Here is a 15,292-nt window from a genome sequence, read left to right as displayed (position 1 = left end):
GATCACTGGATGACCGCTTCGCGGGGCGGTGCGCGGCGCAGGGGTGGTCGCTGCTCGCGGAAAGAATGGAACTTTGCGACGCACGAGGGAAGAGACGCTGAAGAAAATTCGATGATCCGGCCATCCGCTATTGGAATCGTCGCCCACCGGAGCGATCGTGGAGAGCATGCCGAACAATCCGCAGCCCCGCAGAGCGCCCATCGACGAGGTGGACCGGGCGATCATCCGCGCCCTCGCCGACAACGCCCGGATGCCGAACAACGCCCTCGCCGAAGCGGTGGGCATCGCCCCCTCGACCTGCCTGGCCCGCACCCGTGCGCTCCAGCAGCAGGGCGTGATCCGTGGCTTCCGGGCCGAGGTCGACCCCGCTGCGATCGGCCTGCCGCTCCAGGCGATGATTTCGGTGCGCCTGCGTGCCCACACCCGCGAGCAGAACGAGAGTTTCCGCAGCACCGCCCCCGACCTGCCCGGCGTCCTCGCGGTCTTCCACATGGCGGGCTCCGACGACTACCTCCTGCACGTCGGCGTCGCCGGCCCCGAAGCCCTGCGCGACTTCGTGGTGGACCACCTCACCACCCACCCGGCGGTTGCCCAGACCCGCACCAACCTGATCTTCGAGCAGATACCCGGCCGCCGCTACCTGGCCGCGGTGGTGTGACGAAGCCGTGCTCGTTGCGGCGAGGGGGTCTGCTCGCAGGCGCCGCGCCGGCCAGTCGAGTGCGAGGCCGGCGAGCTTGCAGACCCTGTCATGAGCCCGGGAGGCTTGGCCCGGGCAGGGCGCGAGTGTTTGAATTCGCGTCAGTTGTGCTTGCCACAGGGGTGAGTCATGAACACGACGGGCATGATCATGAAATCTGGACGAGCTGGTGGGTTCACCAACGCCGTCGCCGCCGCCGGCCTCGCGGCGGCGGCAGTCCTCGCAGCAGGCGCAGCGACTGCCGGCCACGGGTCCCGGCACGCCGAGGCAGGCCCGCACCCCTTCATCCACGCGGTGCACGTGAGTGCCGGGGTCAGGCCGGCCGACGCTGCCGGGACCGTGTGGCCCAGCGTCGAATCGTGACCTGAGCCGCGGACTTGGAACTCCTGCTCGGGCCCTCTCAGGCCAACCCGACAGAGCGGGATGTCCCGTCCAAGGCTGACAGCGAGGGCCTTCGCCCTGCTCGGGCCGGCTCTACTCCGCGGCCGGCTTGCTCTCGGCCGGTCGGACCACGTAGATCGCCCTGCCGGCGACCATGACACTGCCGTGGGGGCGCAGCCTGCCGTCAGGCCATGGTGTGCGCGGCAGTTGTCGGACGGCGGCGACAGCCTCCGTGTACGTGGGGTTCACCCATCCCTGCACGGGTCACCTCGCCCTTACCGGATTGCCGGGGCGGTCGAGCCAGGGCCGTCCGCCATCCTGATCGATGGTCAGCCCGAATCTCTCGAAGCTCGGGCGCCCCGCACCCGTCCACCACTGGTACGCCGTCTCGATCTCGTCCCACAGCCGGCGTGGGCCGGACTGGCGAACATCGAACTCCGCGTCACCGGGAGTGGAGTCGACCGTCGCCCAGGACGTGACGCCGGTGTCGAACAGCCACCACGTCCAGCCGTCGCCGTTCGGGGTCCGACGGTAGTAGACGTCCGGCAGTTGGAGGCCGATGACGAACTGTGCCAGCCAGTCGTCGCCGATGGCCTCCGGGTCGAGGCTCGTCAGGGAGGCGCCCGCGTCGCCGGGCCACTCGTCGGGCAGGTAGTCGTCCACCGGCGGCGCCTGGTAGCGCTGCTGACGGAGGAGCATGAACGCGGACGAGCCGACGAACGGCCCGCTGGCCGTGCCGTCCGGGCCGACGGTGAGCTTGGCCAGGGCGCCGCCGCCGAAGAGCGTTCCGACCGGGGTGACGATGATCCCTCCGGGTCTGGTCTGTGCGATCCACGCCTGCGGAATGTCGATGACGGAGCACGTCGCCAGGACCCGGTCGTATGGTGCGTCGCCCGGCCAGCCGTGTGCCCCGTCGCCGGTGATGACCTGCGGGTGCAGGTCGGCTTCGGCGAGGGCTTTGCGGGCCTGGTCGGCGACGTCGGGGTCGACCTCGACGGTGACGACGTTCGTTCCGCCCAGACGGTGGGCGAGGAGGCCGGCGTTGTATCCGGTGCCGGTGCCGATCTCCAAGACGGTTCCGCCGGGCTGGACTTCGAGGTGGCGGAGCATCGTGGCGACCATCGTCGGCATGGATGCGGACGAGGTCGGCACCTGTTCCCCGGTGCAGGCGCCGTTGTCCCACTGGGTGACTATGGGCACGTCCTGGTAGGCGTAGCCCATCCAGCCGTGCGGGGTGCTGGTGCGGTCGACCTTGATGTACTCGGTGGTGGTTGCCCAGTACACGTCGGGAAGGAAGAGGTGCCGCGGTACGGCGAGGATCGCGTCGCGCCACTGGGCGTCGAGGGCACCGGCCGCTTCGAGGGTCGCGGCGAGCCGCCGGCGGCCGGTTGACGCGTCGGTCATCACTTGTGCTTCGGGTCGGGGGTCGGGCCCTGGCCGTCCGGGTTGGGCTTGGGCCCGATCGACGGTCCGCCGGGCTTCGCGTGGCCGCCGCCCTTGCCGTCGCTGGCGCCGCCCTTGCTCTGGTCGCCCATGACTGTCCTCCTCGATTGTCACTGACCGGCTACGGTTCATAGTGAGTCAATCGCAAGCTGGTCGGTGCCGGTAGGGCGCGCAGGGTGCGCACGGGGGCGCGTCAGGCCTGGTGCTGCCTCGCCCATCCGGGGCGTGGCCGCGAGATGTGCGCCCTGGCCGACGGGTCGACGCTCGCTCACGCGGCAGGTCGGGAAGTGTCCGCCCCACACACGTGGGGACACACCCCGGTCAGCCCGCACCACCCCCTGGGCCAGTGAGCCGGAGCCTCCGAGGGCCTTTCGGCCTCGGTCACGGGAGTGAACCAGCGCAGGTCCCAGTCGCTCTGCGAGTCGACCGGAGCCGGCTTGCCGAACGCGGTCTCGGAAAGATTCATCTCTGCGGCCACGGCCTGTAGCCAACTCTCCTGCGGCCAGGGGTCGTCCGGAAGCACACAGTCGGCAGCCGGATTGCCCGTGCACGGTTGGTCAGTGAACGCGTCGACGATCCAGATCTTCATCCGTCGACCGTGGACAGCACCCGTTCACGGCAGAAAGTGCCAATGCCGAAGACGTGGACCGTCCGTGGTCCGGTACCGACATACGTCCCGTACATGTCTGGTCGGCCGGTACACTCGACGGCTGTGGCAGACACCCAGTACGAAGACCTCTTGCGCCTGGTGCTCGCCTCCGGGACGGCCAAGGCCGACCGGACGGGCACTGGTACCCGAAGTGTCTTCGGGCACCAACTGCGCTACGACCTCGCGCAGGGATTCCCGCTGGTCACCACCAAGAAGGTGCATCTCAGGTCCGTCGTGTGCGAGTTGCTGTGGTTCCTGCGCGGCGACTCGAACGTCGGCTGGCTGCACGAGCACGGCGTCACCATCTGGGACGAGTGGGCCGATGCGAACGGCGAGCTCGGCCCGGTCTACGGCGTCCAGTGGCGCTCCTGGCCCACCCCCGACGGCCGGCACATCGACCAGATCAGCGAGGTTCTCGACACGCTGCGCCGCGATCCGGACTCCCGCCGGATGATCGTCTCCGCGTGGAACGTCGCCGAGCTGGCCCAGATGGCGCTCGCGCCGTGTCACGCCTTCTTCCAGTTCTACGTCGCCGACGGCAGGCTCTCCTGCCAGCTGTACCAGCGCAGCGCGGACCTGTTCCTCGGTGTCCCGTTCAACATCGCCAGCTACGCCCTGCTCACGCACATGGTGGCGCAGCAAGTCGGCCTCGAGCCGGGCGATTTCATCTGGACCGGTGGTGACTGCCACATCTACGACAACCACGTCGAGCAGGTGACCGAGCAGCTCTCGCGCACCCCGTTCGAGTTCCCCGGGCTGCGTCTGCGCAGGGCCGACTCGCTCTTCGACTACGCCTACTCCGATGTGGAGGTGCTGGGTTACCAGCACCATCCGGCGATCAAGGCACCGGTGGCGGTGTGAATGTCGGGCTGATCTGGGCACAGGCCCTTGACGGTGTGATCGGCGCGGACAACACCATTCCGTGGCGCCTGCCGGAGGACATGGCGCATTTCAAGGCGACAACCCTCGGCCATCCGGTGATCATGGGGCGAAAGACGTGGGACTCGCTGCCGACGCGGTTCCGGCCGCTGCCGGGCAGGCGCAATATCGTGGTGACTCGCGATCCGAGTTGGGCGGCCGAAGGCACCGAGCGTGCCGGTTCCATCGCTGAGGCGCTGAAACTCGCGGCCCGGTCGCCGGAGCCGACCACTCCTGTTGCCGCATGGGTGATCGGTGGCGGTGAGATCTACCGTGCCGCCTTGCCGTACGCCACGATGCTCTCGGTGACCGACATCGACACGGTGGTGGATGGCGACACCTACGCCCCGGCGCCGGGCCCGACGTGGAAAGTCGCCGAGGACCAGGGCTGGCAGTCCTCGGCGCTCGGGTTGCGCTACCGCATCCGCAGGTACACCCGTGACAGTCCGTCCGTTCTGATCGACTTCTGAACAGGCGCTGGCCGGCGGTGTGTTGCCCCGGCAGGCCGACGCGCTCCTGTCGCACCTGCCCGAGTTCGGACGTGCTGTGCAGCGCTGCCGCCACGGTTCGGCTCATGTGGACCTCGTCGAGCCAGGCCGATCGGAGCAGCTCGGCGATGACCTCCTCCCAGTGGTCACCTGCCGGACGGCGTCGTCGTGGTAGACGCGGTGGCAAGAACTGGCAGTGATGCGCGTAGCGGCCCTCCCAGACGATGGCGGGGTCGTGCCGGGCCGCCCAGGCGACGATGCGTTCGGGGCCCTCGTAGTGCAGCCAGAGTTTGAGGAGGCCCTCCTCGGCGTCGGTGACCGCCCGGCGCAGGCCATCGGGCTGGTCGACCCGGCTCACGTTGAGCTCGGGGATCATCCGCTCGACCGGTCGTCGGGTGCCCCGCTCGGTTTGGCTGCTGCTGGCCGTGCCGACCGCCGTCGAGCACGTGACGGTGTCGTTGTCACCGGCCACGGTGGCGGCGATGGTGATCGCCCCGGCTTGGAGGAGGCACGGTCACGCGGTCGTACGGTGGCTGCGGCGCAGGAAGTCGATGGCCAGGCCCAGAGCCGCCAGCGAGGAGGCCGCCGCTTGCTGCTGGGCCAGGCGCTTGCCACCCCAGTAGGGGTTGTTGCGGCTGACCAGGATGCCGAGTTCGTCGGTGGTCAGTGCGACTCCGACGCCGAAGGGCAGACTCAGCCACTGCTCCAGGGTTTCGGCGCGGGTGACCAGGGCGGTGCCGCCGGCAGTGAAGGCGAGGGCCATGCCCGGGAGGAAGTGGTGCACGCGGATGTGGTTGCTGCCGGGAACGAGAAGCCGGCCAAGGCCGCGGAGCCTGGGCATCGAGCGGCGCCGCTCGAGTACGTAGTTCAGGGTCCGGGACGCGGTGATGGTGATGGCGAAGCTCGCGGTCATGCCGAACATGACCCGCTCGGATCCCGGGGAGGCACGGTAACCGACGGCTATCGTCCTCGGCACGGCGACCGGGCCGATCCATCGGAGGCCGGGCCCTCCCACCGCCTCGCCCGAGCTTTCGGCCGGGCAGCCCGGCCGCCCGCCCGCTCCGCCGGCGCTCGCGTCGTGGGGTGGCGGTTCCTTCGCCACCGGGGGCTGCGCACCTGGAGGCATGTCTCCTCCTCGTCCTGATGGACGTCCCAGAAGAAAATCCCAGGCATGTGGTCGCCGACCGGGACAGGTTTCCTCGACATCCAGCCTGCTCCCGCCCGTCTGCTTTCACCAGCGGCGGCCATCGCCTGTTCGACCGCTACGAGGCGGTCATCCACAACGTCGACCCGACGTTCCCCAACACGCAGGCGTGGTGCCCACCGCGGGGCCTCAGCCGGTGCTGTGGCGTGCCTGGGCGCGGGCCACTGCCTCGTCGAGCAGCTGCTGGGCCACCGCGGACGCCTTCAGGTTCTGGGACTGGCTCATCACGCGGAGCTTGTCGAAGGCCTCGGCGGGGGTGCAGCCGCTGCGGCTCATCAGGATGCCCAGGGCCTGGTCGATCACCGCGCGGTGGGTCAGCGCGGACTGCAGCTGGACGGCCAACCGCTTCGCCTGGGCGAGGGCCTGGGCGTTCTCCACCGAGATCGCGGCCGGCACGGCGAACAGCTCGCCGAGTTCCACCGCCCACGCGTCGAAGACGTCCTCGCCACGGGCGTAGACGTTCATCGCCCCCAGCGCCTGGTCGCCGGTCAGCAGCGGCAGGGAGAGCACGCTGTGCACGCCCAGCCGACCGACCTGTGGCCCGAACCGCGGCCACGACGGGTCCTTGCCCAGGGAGGCCGAGTGGACGGTGCGTCGCTCGGCCGCCGCGGTGATGCACGGTCCCTCGCCGATCCGGTACTGGATCGCGTCGACGTCCCGCACGAAGGCCGCGCTGGACACGATCGTGTCGGCCCGGCCGTCCTCCACGAGGGTCAGGCCCACTCCGTCCGCGCCCGGGATCGCGTGCATCGCGAAGTCGGCGACGTGGGTCAGCAGGGACCGCAGGTCCAACTGCCCGCTGGCCAGCCTCGACAGGCCGGCCAGGCTCTCCCGCAGATCCGCGTCGTCGGCCGGGGTCCGGCTGGCAGCAGCACCCGACACCGGGGCGTCGCTGCCCCCGGGCGCTCGCGCGGTTGGCTCCGCCATGGTGATCTCCTCAGCCGAACCGGCGGCCGACCGCCCGCACCGTGGGCCGGGCAGGCGGATCCGTGCCCCTGCCGCCCATTGTCCGCCCGACCGCGCCTGACCGCGCCCGAACGGCGTCCGCCGGGCGCACCACGTGGCCGGAGAGTGTGGCGGGAGAGTACTGTCGGTAGTGGTTGAGTCAGCAGCCAGTCCGGAGACGAAGGCCCACCTCGCGTCGGCCTCGGGAGCGCTCAGCTCACAACCGGGCCCATTCGGTGACCTCCTCAGATGAGGCTCACCATGTTCATGCAGTTGCTTCCCTCGGCCGTTGGACCCGTTCCCGTAGCGCGCCCGTCCTACCTTGTCGATCGGGCCGCCGAAGAACCACTGACGTCCCCTGCCGACGCGGCGCATTCCGTCGGCTGCTCGCCGCGTCCGGACGGCCTGGTGGCCAATCCCGGCCGGACACGCTGCTGTGCCGGCGTGGCCACTCGCACGTGGATCGTGCCGTTGGCACCGGACGCGCTCTCACGACAACTGAACAGAGGCACGCCATGAGAATCCTGATCGTCGCCGTCGTCATCGTCGTCCTGCTGGTGCTGGCCGGCTTCCTGCTCTCCGCGAGAATCGTCAAGCAGTACGAGCAGGGAGTGCTGTTCCGCCTGGGCCGGGTGCGCGGCCCGAAGAAGCCGGGCTTCACCCTGATCGTTCCGATCATCGACGTCCTGCACCGGGTGTCACTGCGGATCGTGACGATGCCGATCCAGTCCCAGGGCATCATCACCCGCGACAACGTCAGCGTCGACGTCTCTGCGGTTGCCTACTTCCGTGTGGTCGACGCGGTGAAATCCGTGGTGGCGATCGAGAACGTCTACGCCGCGATCGACCAGATCGCCCAGACCACGCTGCGCAAGGTCGTGGGCCAGCACACGCTGGACGAGACGCTCTCCGAGACCGACACCATCAACCTGGACATCCGCGAGATCCTGGACGTCGCCACCGTGGCATGGGGCGTCGAGGTGACGCTGGTGGAGCTGAAGGACATCCAGCTGCCCGAGAGCATGAAGCGCGCCATGGCCCGCCAGGCCGAGGCGGAGCGGGAGAAGAGAGCCAAGATCATCAATGCGCAGGGCGAGTCGCTGGCCGCAGCGGCACTGGGCGAGGCCTCGGACTCCATGATGGCCCACCCGCTGGCCCTGCAACTGCGCAACCTGCAGAGCCTGGTGGAGATCGGCGTGGACAAGAACACCACCGTCGTCTTCCCCGCCCCGCTGATGAGCACCATCGGCGAGCTCGGCTCCTTCCTCGCCCGCGAGAAGGCCGCGGCTGCCGGCTCGTCGGCCGTACCGACGACCCGACCCCCGGTGGCGCCCGGGCCGATCACGGAAGCCGGTCCGTCGTTCGTCAAGCAGCCGGTGGTGGTGCTGCCGGAGCGGGAGATACCGCTCAACGGCGGACGAGCCGTCCCCCAGCGCTGACACCCGGAGTCGACGCCGCGCACACATTCGCCGAGGCAGGAGCCGAGTCAGGAGGAGAGACGATGTCCCAGAAGGAACCAGGACGGTTCATGGGCGACGAGATGCAACAAGTGGCGTCGTGCGCGGTGGAGTTCATGACCCGGGACAGGATGCCCAGGGTCGCCGCGATCGAGGCGGCCCGCCGGGCCGTGCCGCACGGCACCGACCACGATACGCGCTCGATCGAGCCGTGGGTCGACGCCGAGCTCCCGGCCACGGACACCGGCGGGCCCGCGGTCGGCCCGCCACCCGCGCACGCCCCGCGGCCGCACCCGCCCGCGCGGGCGGGCGCGGCCGACCCCGGCGACCTCGGCCGGCGCGTGGCCCTGCGGCGCGAGCACCTCGGGCTCAGCCGGGACCAGGTCGCCGAGCGGGCCGGCATGGCCCCGGGCTACCTGGAGTACCTGGAGACCCGGCCCGCTGTCATCGGTGCCGCCGGCCTGCTGCGACTGGCGGCGGCACTGGACACCACGGGGTCGGAGCTGCTCGGTGCCGGCGGCCGGCAACTCCCGCCGGGCCGGACCCCGGCCGCCGCCCGGCCACGGCTCGAGGAACTCGACGACGCCGACTGCTGGGCCCACCTGTCGGACCACGGCATCGGTCGCCTCGCGTACTCCACCCAGCAGGGCCCGGTCGTCCTGCCGGTGAACTACCGGGTCCGCGACGGGGCCCTGCTCTACCGCACGGCGGCGGACAGCGCTCCCTCCCGGGCGATCGGACGGCAGATCGCCTTCGAGGCCGACCACGTGGACGAGGCCCTGAGCCGGGGCTGGAGCGTACTCGTCCTCGGCTCGGCCGAGCAGGTCTTCGACCCTGCGGAAACCGACGGCCCGAGCACCGGCACAGGTCCGACCCCCTGGGCCGGCGGAACGCGGGACATCTGGATCCGCGTCGACCCCGAGCGGACCAGCGGCCGCGCGATCCGTACCTGAAACCGGCACAGCCGCCGTGACCGGACGTGCCGCGCCGCCCGTACCTGTGTCCCGTCTCACCGAAGGCTGCGCGTTGTCCTGGCTGGCGCACCACGGGCCGGTCCCGGCGGCTGAGCGCGGCGGGGAGGTCAGCTGTCTGCTGGGGGTCGTGGGTCGCCGGCGCTCTGGCGGAGTTGTTCGTTGATGCGCAGGGCTTCTTCGAGTTGGTCTTCGAGGATGATGATGCGGCAGGCGGCGTCGATGGCGGTGCCCTGGTCGACGAGGTCGCGGGCGCGCATCGCGATGCGCAGTTGGTAGCGGGAGTAGCGGCGGTGGCCGCCCTCGGAGCGAAGTGGGGTGATGAGGCCCTGTTCGCCCAGGGAGCGTAGGAAGCCGGGGGTGGTGCCGGTCATCTCGGCGGCGCGGCCCATGGTGTAGGCGGGGTAGTCGTCGTCGTCGAGATTGTCGGGGGTGTGCGGTCGCATGGTTGCCGTGGTCACTGCACCTCTTCTGTGTTGGTTCGGGGACGCGTCGAGGGGCCCCGGCGCCATAGCGGCTCCGGGGCCCCGAAGGGGAACAACACCATCTACCGGCCTGGGCCGGGTTCCTTGTTCCGCAACTCCCCGGGGGTGGGGATGTGCGGGGATCGCGTATGCGTGACCGGAAACCACCGTCCTCGTACTCAAAAGGGGGTCTGCGGTGTCCGCCCGGGTGAATTCCTCACGGGCCGGGCGATCCTGATGGCGCTCTGTCCCTCCGTTCATCCTCTGTACTGACTGGAACTGCGAACTGCGGTACTGCCAACTACCTGTTTCCTGCTACGACCCTCCCGGGTCGCCTTGGTCCGACAGCCAGCCCCGTCGCCCGTCCTGCTCACCTGCTTGGCTTGGAACCCCACTGCCGAACTCCCAGCACGCGCGCCCGCAGTCCTGGCGCCTTTGCTGAGATACCGCGTACTGCGACTGCTGGTACCGCTCAACTCAACTTCACCTGCTCGAACTGCACTTTCACGTACCGCGGTACCACTCGGTGGCGGCCCCTGATACCTACGGGCCGCCGGCCCGGCCGCCGATTCCGTCGCCGTCCTGCAACTGCCCTGGCTTCGGGATCCCGCGACCGTGCTCACCTGCGAACTTCTGCACTGCTGCCCACCAGTTCGTGTCTGGTGGGTACTGCTTGACCGCGTTTACGAGAGAAACACTAACCACGGCACCGCCCGATGTCTACTCCGGGCAGCATAGATTTTTGCGCGCCCGCGAGGGAGGCAGTCGGTCTCCGTGCTGCACGTGACCTCCGCCGGGCCCCGCGGGCACAGTCCTGCAACAAGGAGCCGCATCGGCGGTGAGAGGGCGGAGAGGGGTCCGTGCGGCGCCGACCGGGTGCCCCCGACGGTGTTCCTCTGCGCCAGGTACATGTGCCCGCGTGGCCGCGCCACGAGGTGCAGATCCGCCGACACCTGCCCCAGCCCGCCTCGCCACCTGCACGGGAGGTCGGAGGCGGTGCTGCCGCCGAGGTGGTGCGGGAGGAGGATCCCCCTCCCGCCTTCTGTCCGCCCCGGCCTCTCGCCGCGGTCGGGGCTGGGGTGCGCGGGGTCCCGTTGGCGGGCCAGGCGGGAGGGCCGTCCGCTCAGGCGGCCAGGCAAAAATCTATCGTGGCGGCAGTAGACATGCGCGCACAGGGTGGTTAATCTTTCTCCTGCTTCTGGGAGGCTTCAATGTGAGGAGCACCGGCGTGACGTCCCTAACCCCAGGGTTCCGGTGATGCTGATGCGAGAGACCTTCGATGGTCATGAAGAGGTATCGGCTCCTGGCCACCGCCTCGCCCGTACTCCCCGGCGGGCGTCATGCCCGCTCGGCGGCGGCCGGGGAGCTGAGCGGCCGTGACCCTCACCGTGTCCGCCGTGCTGTTCGTCGGCATCCTCCTGGTGGTCCTCGTCCGCAACCGGCAGTCCACCTGGTCCACCGCCTGTGTCGCGGTCACCTTCGGATTCCTCCTCGCCTCCACCAACCTGGCTCCCGACATTCATGACCTCCTGTTCAGCGTCGCCGCCACGCTGAATCAGCTCGGCTGACCGGCCTCTGCCAACCGCCACCCTTGTCAGTTGTCGGTGTTTCGCCGCCGAGCAACGCCACCGGACAGCTGGCGAGTTGCGTCGGCCGATGGTGTCGTGACCCTTTGCGAGCACGGGCCCTTCGACGGGCAGCTGACCGACGTCGCCACTGAAGTCCGGGGGACCGGGCGCCCGCACTCCTGCCCCGGTGTTCTAACCTGGGGTCCATGTCGAACCCTGACGGGTTGCTCGTCGACATCGCCGCAATGGTCGAGTCCGAGCACAGCAACCAGATGTCCTTGACCGTGGTGGTCCCCGGCGCGGTGATCACCGGCAGGCTCGCGCCGGTGTCCCTGTGGTGGGAACGGGTGGCGGAGGTCCTCCAGGCCTCGGATCACCTGAAGCCGTTCGCCGCCCTCTTCGCTCCGCCCGACGAGGGCACGCCCGTGCGGCCCACTCACCTCCACCTGCACCGCGCTCGCATCCTGCAGGGCGACTTCGGACTGCCCCACACGGGCGGCATGTACCGCATCGCCATCGAGGACGTCAGCAGCTGGACGATCGGGGACCTCAGCTACTCCGACAGCTGATCCGACAGCTGAACGGCGCGTGGGGGCCAGGTCCGTTCCGGGTTGGCGCCGGGGTGCGCCCAACTGGAGCGCGCGGCCCGGCGTCGCCGGCACGCTCCTTGCGATCAGAGTGTCGTGGGGCTGGGGGTGGTGGCTGCCGAGATGTCGGGGTGGAGGGTGAAGACCCGGTCCAGTCCGACGATGTGCAGGATCCTGATGGTGTTGGCCGGGACCGCGGCCAGGGCCATGTCGGCGCCCTGTTCGGCGGCCAGGTTGCGGGCGGCCAACAGGGCGGTGATGCCGCTGGAGTCGCAGAACTCCAGCTGCGTCAGGTCCAGGACCAGCCGTTGTCCGGTTGTCAGGGTGAGGTTCTCCACGGCCTTGCGAAGTCCGGGTGCGGTCGCGTAGTCGAGGTCGCCGGTGATCTCCAGTACGGGACCGGTTGCGGCGTCTCGGCAGGTGATGGTCAGCGGGTTCATCTCAGGTCTTCACTCGCGGGACTGGTGAGCGCGGCGGGCGCGCCGAGGGCAAGCAGTGCCGTGTCATCGTCGAGGCCGTCGCCGAAGCCGGCGAGCAGCCCGGCCAGGGCGGTGATCAGGGCCTTCGGGCCTGCTGGGGGTTGGGCCGTGGTGAAGGCCTGCAGGGCCTCCTCTCCGTACAACTGGCGCCTGGGCCCGGTGCGGGCCTCGGTCAGGCCGTCGGTGTAGAGGAGGAGGGTGTCACCGGGCAGCAGCCGGGTGCGGGCCGCGGTGAACTCGGCCTGGGGCAGGACGCCGATGAGCATCCCGCCGGGGGTCGGCAGGTAGTGCACGGTGCCGTCCGCGCGCTGGATCAGCGCGGACGGGTGGCCACCGGAGGCCAGCTGCAGGTGGACGGGGCCGCCGTCAGGCTGCAGAACACCGAAGATGGCGGTGCAGTAGCGGGTGTCGCCGCTGGTGTACCGCTCGTGCAGCACGGTGTTCAAGGTGGTGAGCACGGTGACGGGGTCGGGGTCGTGCAGGGCCGCTGCCCGCAGGGTGTAGCGGGTGAGTGAGGTGATCGCGGCGGCCTGGGGGCCTTTGCCGCACACGTCGCCGAGGAAGAACGCCCACCGATTCGTGCCGAGGGGGAACAGATCGTAGAAGTCTCCGCCGAGCAGGTCGGGGGAGGCGGTGTGGTAGTAGGAACTGGCTTCGAGGCCGGGGACCTGGGGCAGCTCGGCAGGCAGCAGGCTCTGCTGGAGCACGGCAAGGGCTTCCTGCAGCCGTTCGCGGTCGGCCTCGGCCTGCCGGCGCGCTTCCTCGGCCACCTGGCGGCTTCGCAGCAGCTCCTTCTCGTAGGCGCGGCGGTCGCGGGCGTCGAAGACGGACGTACGGATCAGCAACGGTTCACCGTGGTCGCTGGTCTTCACCTTGGAGGTGACCAGGACCGGCATCCGCGTCCCGTCGACACTCTTGATGTCCAGGGCGATGCCGCCGATCTCGCCCTTCATCTGCAACAACGGGGCGAAGTGCGTCTCGTGGTAGAGCTTGCCGCCCACGGTGAGCAGGTCGGTGAACCGCATCCGGCCCACGACCCGGGAGCGGTCCAGTCCCAGCCAGTTCAGCAGAGTGGTGTTGATCTTGGCGATGGTGCCGTCCATCAGCGTCGACAGGTAACCGCACGGAGCGTGCTCGTACAGTTCCTCCGCGCTGTCCTCCAGCAGGGCGGTGAAGGCCGCGGCGGTTGCGTCCTGCTCCCGGTCCGGGTCCTGCTCGGTGCGGCACATCACCGCAGCGTTCCCAGGAAGTCGAGGATCGCGCCGCTGGTGGCCTGCGGGGCGCTCAGCTGCGGGCAGTGCCCCGTCGCCTCCAGGGTGACCAGGCGGCTGCCGGGGATCGCGGCGTGCACGTAGGCGCCGACCTCGCGGGGCGCGATCACGTCCTGCCTGCACTCCAGGACCAGAGTCGGTACCGCCACCGTCTTGAGGTCTTCGCGGCTGTCGGACAGGAACGTCGTACGGGCGAAGACCCGGGCCATGTCCGGGTCGGTGGCACAGAACGAGGTCGTCAGCTCCTGGCCGAGTTCCGGGCGGTCCTCGTTGCCCATGATCACTGGAGCCATCGCCGCCGACCAGCCGAGGTAGTTCGACTCCAGCGACTCCAGCAGTTCAGTGATGTCCTCGGCGCTGAATCCGCCACGGTAGCCGTCATCGTCGATGTAACGGGGCGAGGGTGCCACCATCACCAGGTGGGAGAACCGCTGTGGAGCCCGGGCCGCCGCCAGCACCCCGACCATCGCGCTGACCGAGTGCCCGATGAAGGTCACGTCCCGCAGGTCCAGCTCCTCGCAGACCTCCAGGACGTCCAGGGCGTAGCCCTCCAGTGAGCTGTAGCGCTTCTCGTTCCAGGCCGAGTGGTCGGAGCGGCCGGAGCCCACGTAGTCGAAAAGCACCACCTGGAAGTCCTCGGCCAGGCTGGGGAGTGCCAGACGCCACATGTTCTGGTCGCATCCGAACCCGTGGGCCAGCAGGAGCACCGGTCCGTCCGCGCGGCCGGTGACGGTGACGTTGTTCCTGCGACGGATATCCATGCCCACAGTCTGCCATCCCCGTTCCGCCCCCGACGGTAGAGCTTTGCCCGGCCCGGGCCACGGTACGGCGGGGCTCGGGCCTGAAGGGTCGCCTGGGTGAGCCTTCGCGCCGGAGGAACGGCTTCCAAGCCGGGTCGCTGACATCCTGTCACGGACCTGCCGCCACGTTCGCTGCCACCGGGACCAGGAGGAGGGAGCGGCCGTGGGACAGCCTGGCGGGGTCGCCTTCGTCTGCCCCGACCACGCGGAGCCATGCCTACGCCTTCGGTCGGATCGGCAACACCGGCGCACCGCTGCGCTGGTGTGAAGCTCCCGGAGCGGGGAAGCCGAGCAGCCTGACCCGAAGACCAGGGTCCAGGGCGTCATGGACGCGAGAACGGCGGCCGGCCGGGTGCCGGACGAAGCCCAGCCCCCGGCGGCGGATTCCGTGGCCCGATGAGTCTGCAAGTCTTCAGCCACCAGGAAAGGGCGGACTACATGAACCGCACACATTCGTTGCACCACCTCGCGGCGGAGACCGGCAGGTCCCTGGCCGTGGACGCGGCACGCGCCAAGCGGGCCACGACTCGATCCGGCGAGCAGGCACTGCGCCGCCTGTCACCTCGGGTCGAGGCAGCAGCGGCCGACTGGAGTTCCGCTGCCCGGCATGTGACGGACCGTGCGCGGCGCCCTCGTCGACGCATGCCGTGGCACGGGACACTCACGGCTGCGCCCGCCAGGGCAAGTCGACTCCGCGCGGTGGTGATCGCCTGCGCAGGTCTCCTCGGGTTGACCGCACTGGCCTGGCGGTGGCGGGTGGCCGGCGGGGCCGAGCGATGGTTCCCGACGCCGGTCGACCGTTCCGAGGCGGCGCAGCAGCCGAGCGAGGCGGTGGCTGCGGTTTCCGCCCGAGGCATCGCGGCTGCGGAAGCCGTCGAGGAGAGCACCTTGACGACCGGGACCACCGGGGCGGAGTGAGCGAGGCGGTGCACATGCCCGCGCGTTGTCGGTGCGCGCCCCACCGAGGGCC

At 70.0% G+C, this 15,292-nt stretch carries 17 protein-coding genes; 8 read left to right on the top strand and 9 right to left on the bottom strand.

Annotated elements, in window-relative coordinates; genetic code table 11:
- Positions 1–166 precede the first annotated feature (166 nt).
- Positions 167–658 (top strand): Lrp/AsnC family transcriptional regulator, encoded by a 492-nt coding sequence (locus OG294_RS00835; protein ID WP_327064395.1) that lies wholly within the window; start codon positions 167–169, stop codon positions 656–658.
- A gap of 684 nt (positions 659–1,342) precedes the next feature.
- Here the strand turns inward: OG294_RS00835 and OG294_RS00830 are convergent.
- The 3 genes from OG294_RS00830 to OG294_RS00820 all read right to left on the bottom strand — a co-directional run bounded on the left by OG294_RS00830 (position 1,343) and on the right by OG294_RS00820 (position 3,110).
- Entirely contained in the window at positions 1,343–2,482 is a 1,140-nt protein-coding gene (locus tag OG294_RS00830; protein ID WP_327064394.1) for a methyltransferase domain-containing protein, read from the bottom strand.
- The gene (locus tag OG294_RS00825; RefSeq protein ID WP_327064393.1) at positions 2,482–2,613 is read right to left on the bottom strand and encodes a hypothetical protein; all 132 of its coding nucleotides are present in this window, start codon (positions 2,611–2,613) and stop codon (positions 2,482–2,484) included. Before OG294_RS00825 ends, OG294_RS00830 begins: the two co-directional genes overlap by 1 nt.
- A 176-nt stretch (positions 2,614–2,789) precedes the next feature.
- Positions 2,790–3,110 (bottom strand): PhzF family phenazine biosynthesis protein, encoded by a 321-nt coding sequence (locus tag OG294_RS00820; RefSeq protein ID WP_327064392.1) that lies wholly within the window; start codon positions 3,108–3,110, stop codon positions 2,790–2,792.
- Between the two features lie 123 nt (positions 3,111–3,233).
- Between OG294_RS00820 and OG294_RS00815 the strand changes: the two genes are divergently transcribed.
- A complete protein-coding gene (locus tag OG294_RS00815; protein ID WP_327064391.1) occupies positions 3,234–4,031 on the top strand; it encodes a thymidylate synthase in 798 nt (265 codons plus the stop codon).
- The gene (locus OG294_RS00810) at positions 4,028–4,558 is read left to right on the top strand and encodes a dihydrofolate reductase (RefSeq protein ID WP_327064390.1); all 531 of its coding nucleotides are present in this window, start codon (positions 4,028–4,030) and stop codon (positions 4,556–4,558) included. The genes OG294_RS00815 and OG294_RS00810 overlap by 4 nt, the downstream gene beginning before the upstream one ends.
- A 532-nt stretch (positions 4,559–5,090) precedes the next feature.
- Here the strand turns inward: OG294_RS00810 and OG294_RS00805 are convergent.
- Both OG294_RS00805 and OG294_RS00800 read right to left on the bottom strand, forming a co-directional pair.
- Positions 5,091–5,498 (bottom strand): hypothetical protein, encoded by a 408-nt coding sequence (locus tag OG294_RS00805; RefSeq protein WP_327064389.1) that lies wholly within the window; start codon positions 5,496–5,498, stop codon positions 5,091–5,093.
- A gap of 411 nt (positions 5,499–5,909) precedes the next feature.
- Positions 5,910–6,707 (bottom strand): GAF and ANTAR domain-containing protein, encoded by a 798-nt coding sequence (locus OG294_RS00800; RefSeq protein ID WP_327064388.1) that lies wholly within the window; start codon positions 6,705–6,707, stop codon positions 5,910–5,912.
- Positions 6,708–7,240: 533 nt separating this feature from the next.
- Between OG294_RS00800 and OG294_RS00795 the strand changes: the two genes are divergently transcribed.
- Both OG294_RS00795 and OG294_RS00790 read left to right on the top strand, forming a co-directional pair.
- Entirely contained in the window at positions 7,241–8,164 is a 924-nt protein-coding gene (locus tag OG294_RS00795) for a slipin family protein (RefSeq protein WP_327064387.1), read from the top strand.
- A 62-nt stretch (positions 8,165–8,226) separates the two neighbouring features.
- Positions 8,227–9,135 carry a helix-turn-helix domain-containing protein gene (locus OG294_RS00790; protein WP_327064386.1) on the top strand — a complete coding sequence of 303 codons (909 nt, stop codon included), beginning with the start codon at positions 8,227–8,229 and terminating at the stop codon, positions 9,133–9,135.
- A gap of 128 nt (positions 9,136–9,263) precedes the next feature.
- Here the strand turns inward: OG294_RS00790 and OG294_RS00785 are convergent, their stop codons facing one another.
- Positions 9,264–9,599, bottom strand: a complete 336-nt coding sequence (locus OG294_RS00785; RefSeq protein ID WP_327071411.1) for a MerR family transcriptional regulator — start codon at positions 9,597–9,599, stop codon at positions 9,264–9,266.
- Between the two features lie 1,394 nt (positions 9,600–10,993).
- Between OG294_RS00785 and OG294_RS00780 the strand changes: the two genes are divergently transcribed.
- Positions 10,994–11,185 carry a hypothetical protein gene (locus OG294_RS00780; protein ID WP_327064385.1) on the top strand — a complete coding sequence of 64 codons (192 nt, stop codon included), beginning with the start codon at positions 10,994–10,996 and terminating at the stop codon, positions 11,183–11,185.
- 206 nt (positions 11,186–11,391) lie between these two features.
- Positions 11,392–11,754 carry a hypothetical protein gene (locus OG294_RS00775; RefSeq protein WP_327064384.1) on the top strand — a complete coding sequence of 121 codons (363 nt, stop codon included), beginning with the start codon at positions 11,392–11,394 and terminating at the stop codon, positions 11,752–11,754.
- A 104-nt stretch (positions 11,755–11,858) separates the two neighbouring features.
- Here the strand turns inward: OG294_RS00775 and OG294_RS00770 are convergent, their stop codons facing one another.
- Genes OG294_RS00770 through OG294_RS00760 form a run of 3 tightly spaced genes read right to left on the bottom strand, consistent with a single transcriptional unit; the run spans position 11,859 to position 14,283 of the window.
- Positions 11,859–12,212: an STAS domain-containing protein gene (locus tag OG294_RS00770; RefSeq protein WP_327064383.1), complete on the bottom strand. Its 354-nt coding sequence runs from the start codon at positions 12,210–12,212 to the stop codon at positions 11,859–11,861.
- Positions 12,209–13,480 (bottom strand): PP2C family protein-serine/threonine phosphatase, encoded by a 1,272-nt coding sequence (locus OG294_RS00765; RefSeq protein WP_327064382.1) that lies wholly within the window; start codon positions 13,478–13,480, stop codon positions 12,209–12,211. The genes OG294_RS00770 and OG294_RS00765 overlap by 4 nt, the downstream gene beginning before the upstream one ends.
- Positions 13,480–14,283 carry an alpha/beta fold hydrolase gene (locus OG294_RS00760; RefSeq protein ID WP_327064381.1) on the bottom strand — a complete coding sequence of 268 codons (804 nt, stop codon included), beginning with the start codon at positions 14,281–14,283 and terminating at the stop codon, positions 13,480–13,482. Before OG294_RS00760 ends, OG294_RS00765 begins: the two co-directional genes overlap by 1 nt.
- A gap of 435 nt (positions 14,284–14,718) precedes the next feature.
- On the opposite strand from OG294_RS00760, the gene OG294_RS00755 reads away from it, so the two are divergent.
- Positions 14,719–15,240 carry a hypothetical protein gene (locus OG294_RS00755; RefSeq protein WP_327064380.1) on the top strand — a complete coding sequence of 174 codons (522 nt, stop codon included), beginning with the start codon at positions 14,719–14,721 and terminating at the stop codon, positions 15,238–15,240.
- The last annotated feature ends 52 nt before the right edge of the window (positions 15,241–15,292 follow it).

Origin of the sequence: Kitasatospora sp. NBC_01302, from assembly GCF_035976515.1 — a bacterium.
Classification (GTDB): domain Bacteria; phylum Actinomycetota; class Actinomycetes; order Streptomycetales; family Streptomycetaceae; genus Kitasatospora.
This window is presented reverse-complemented; position numbering and strand designations above follow the sequence as displayed.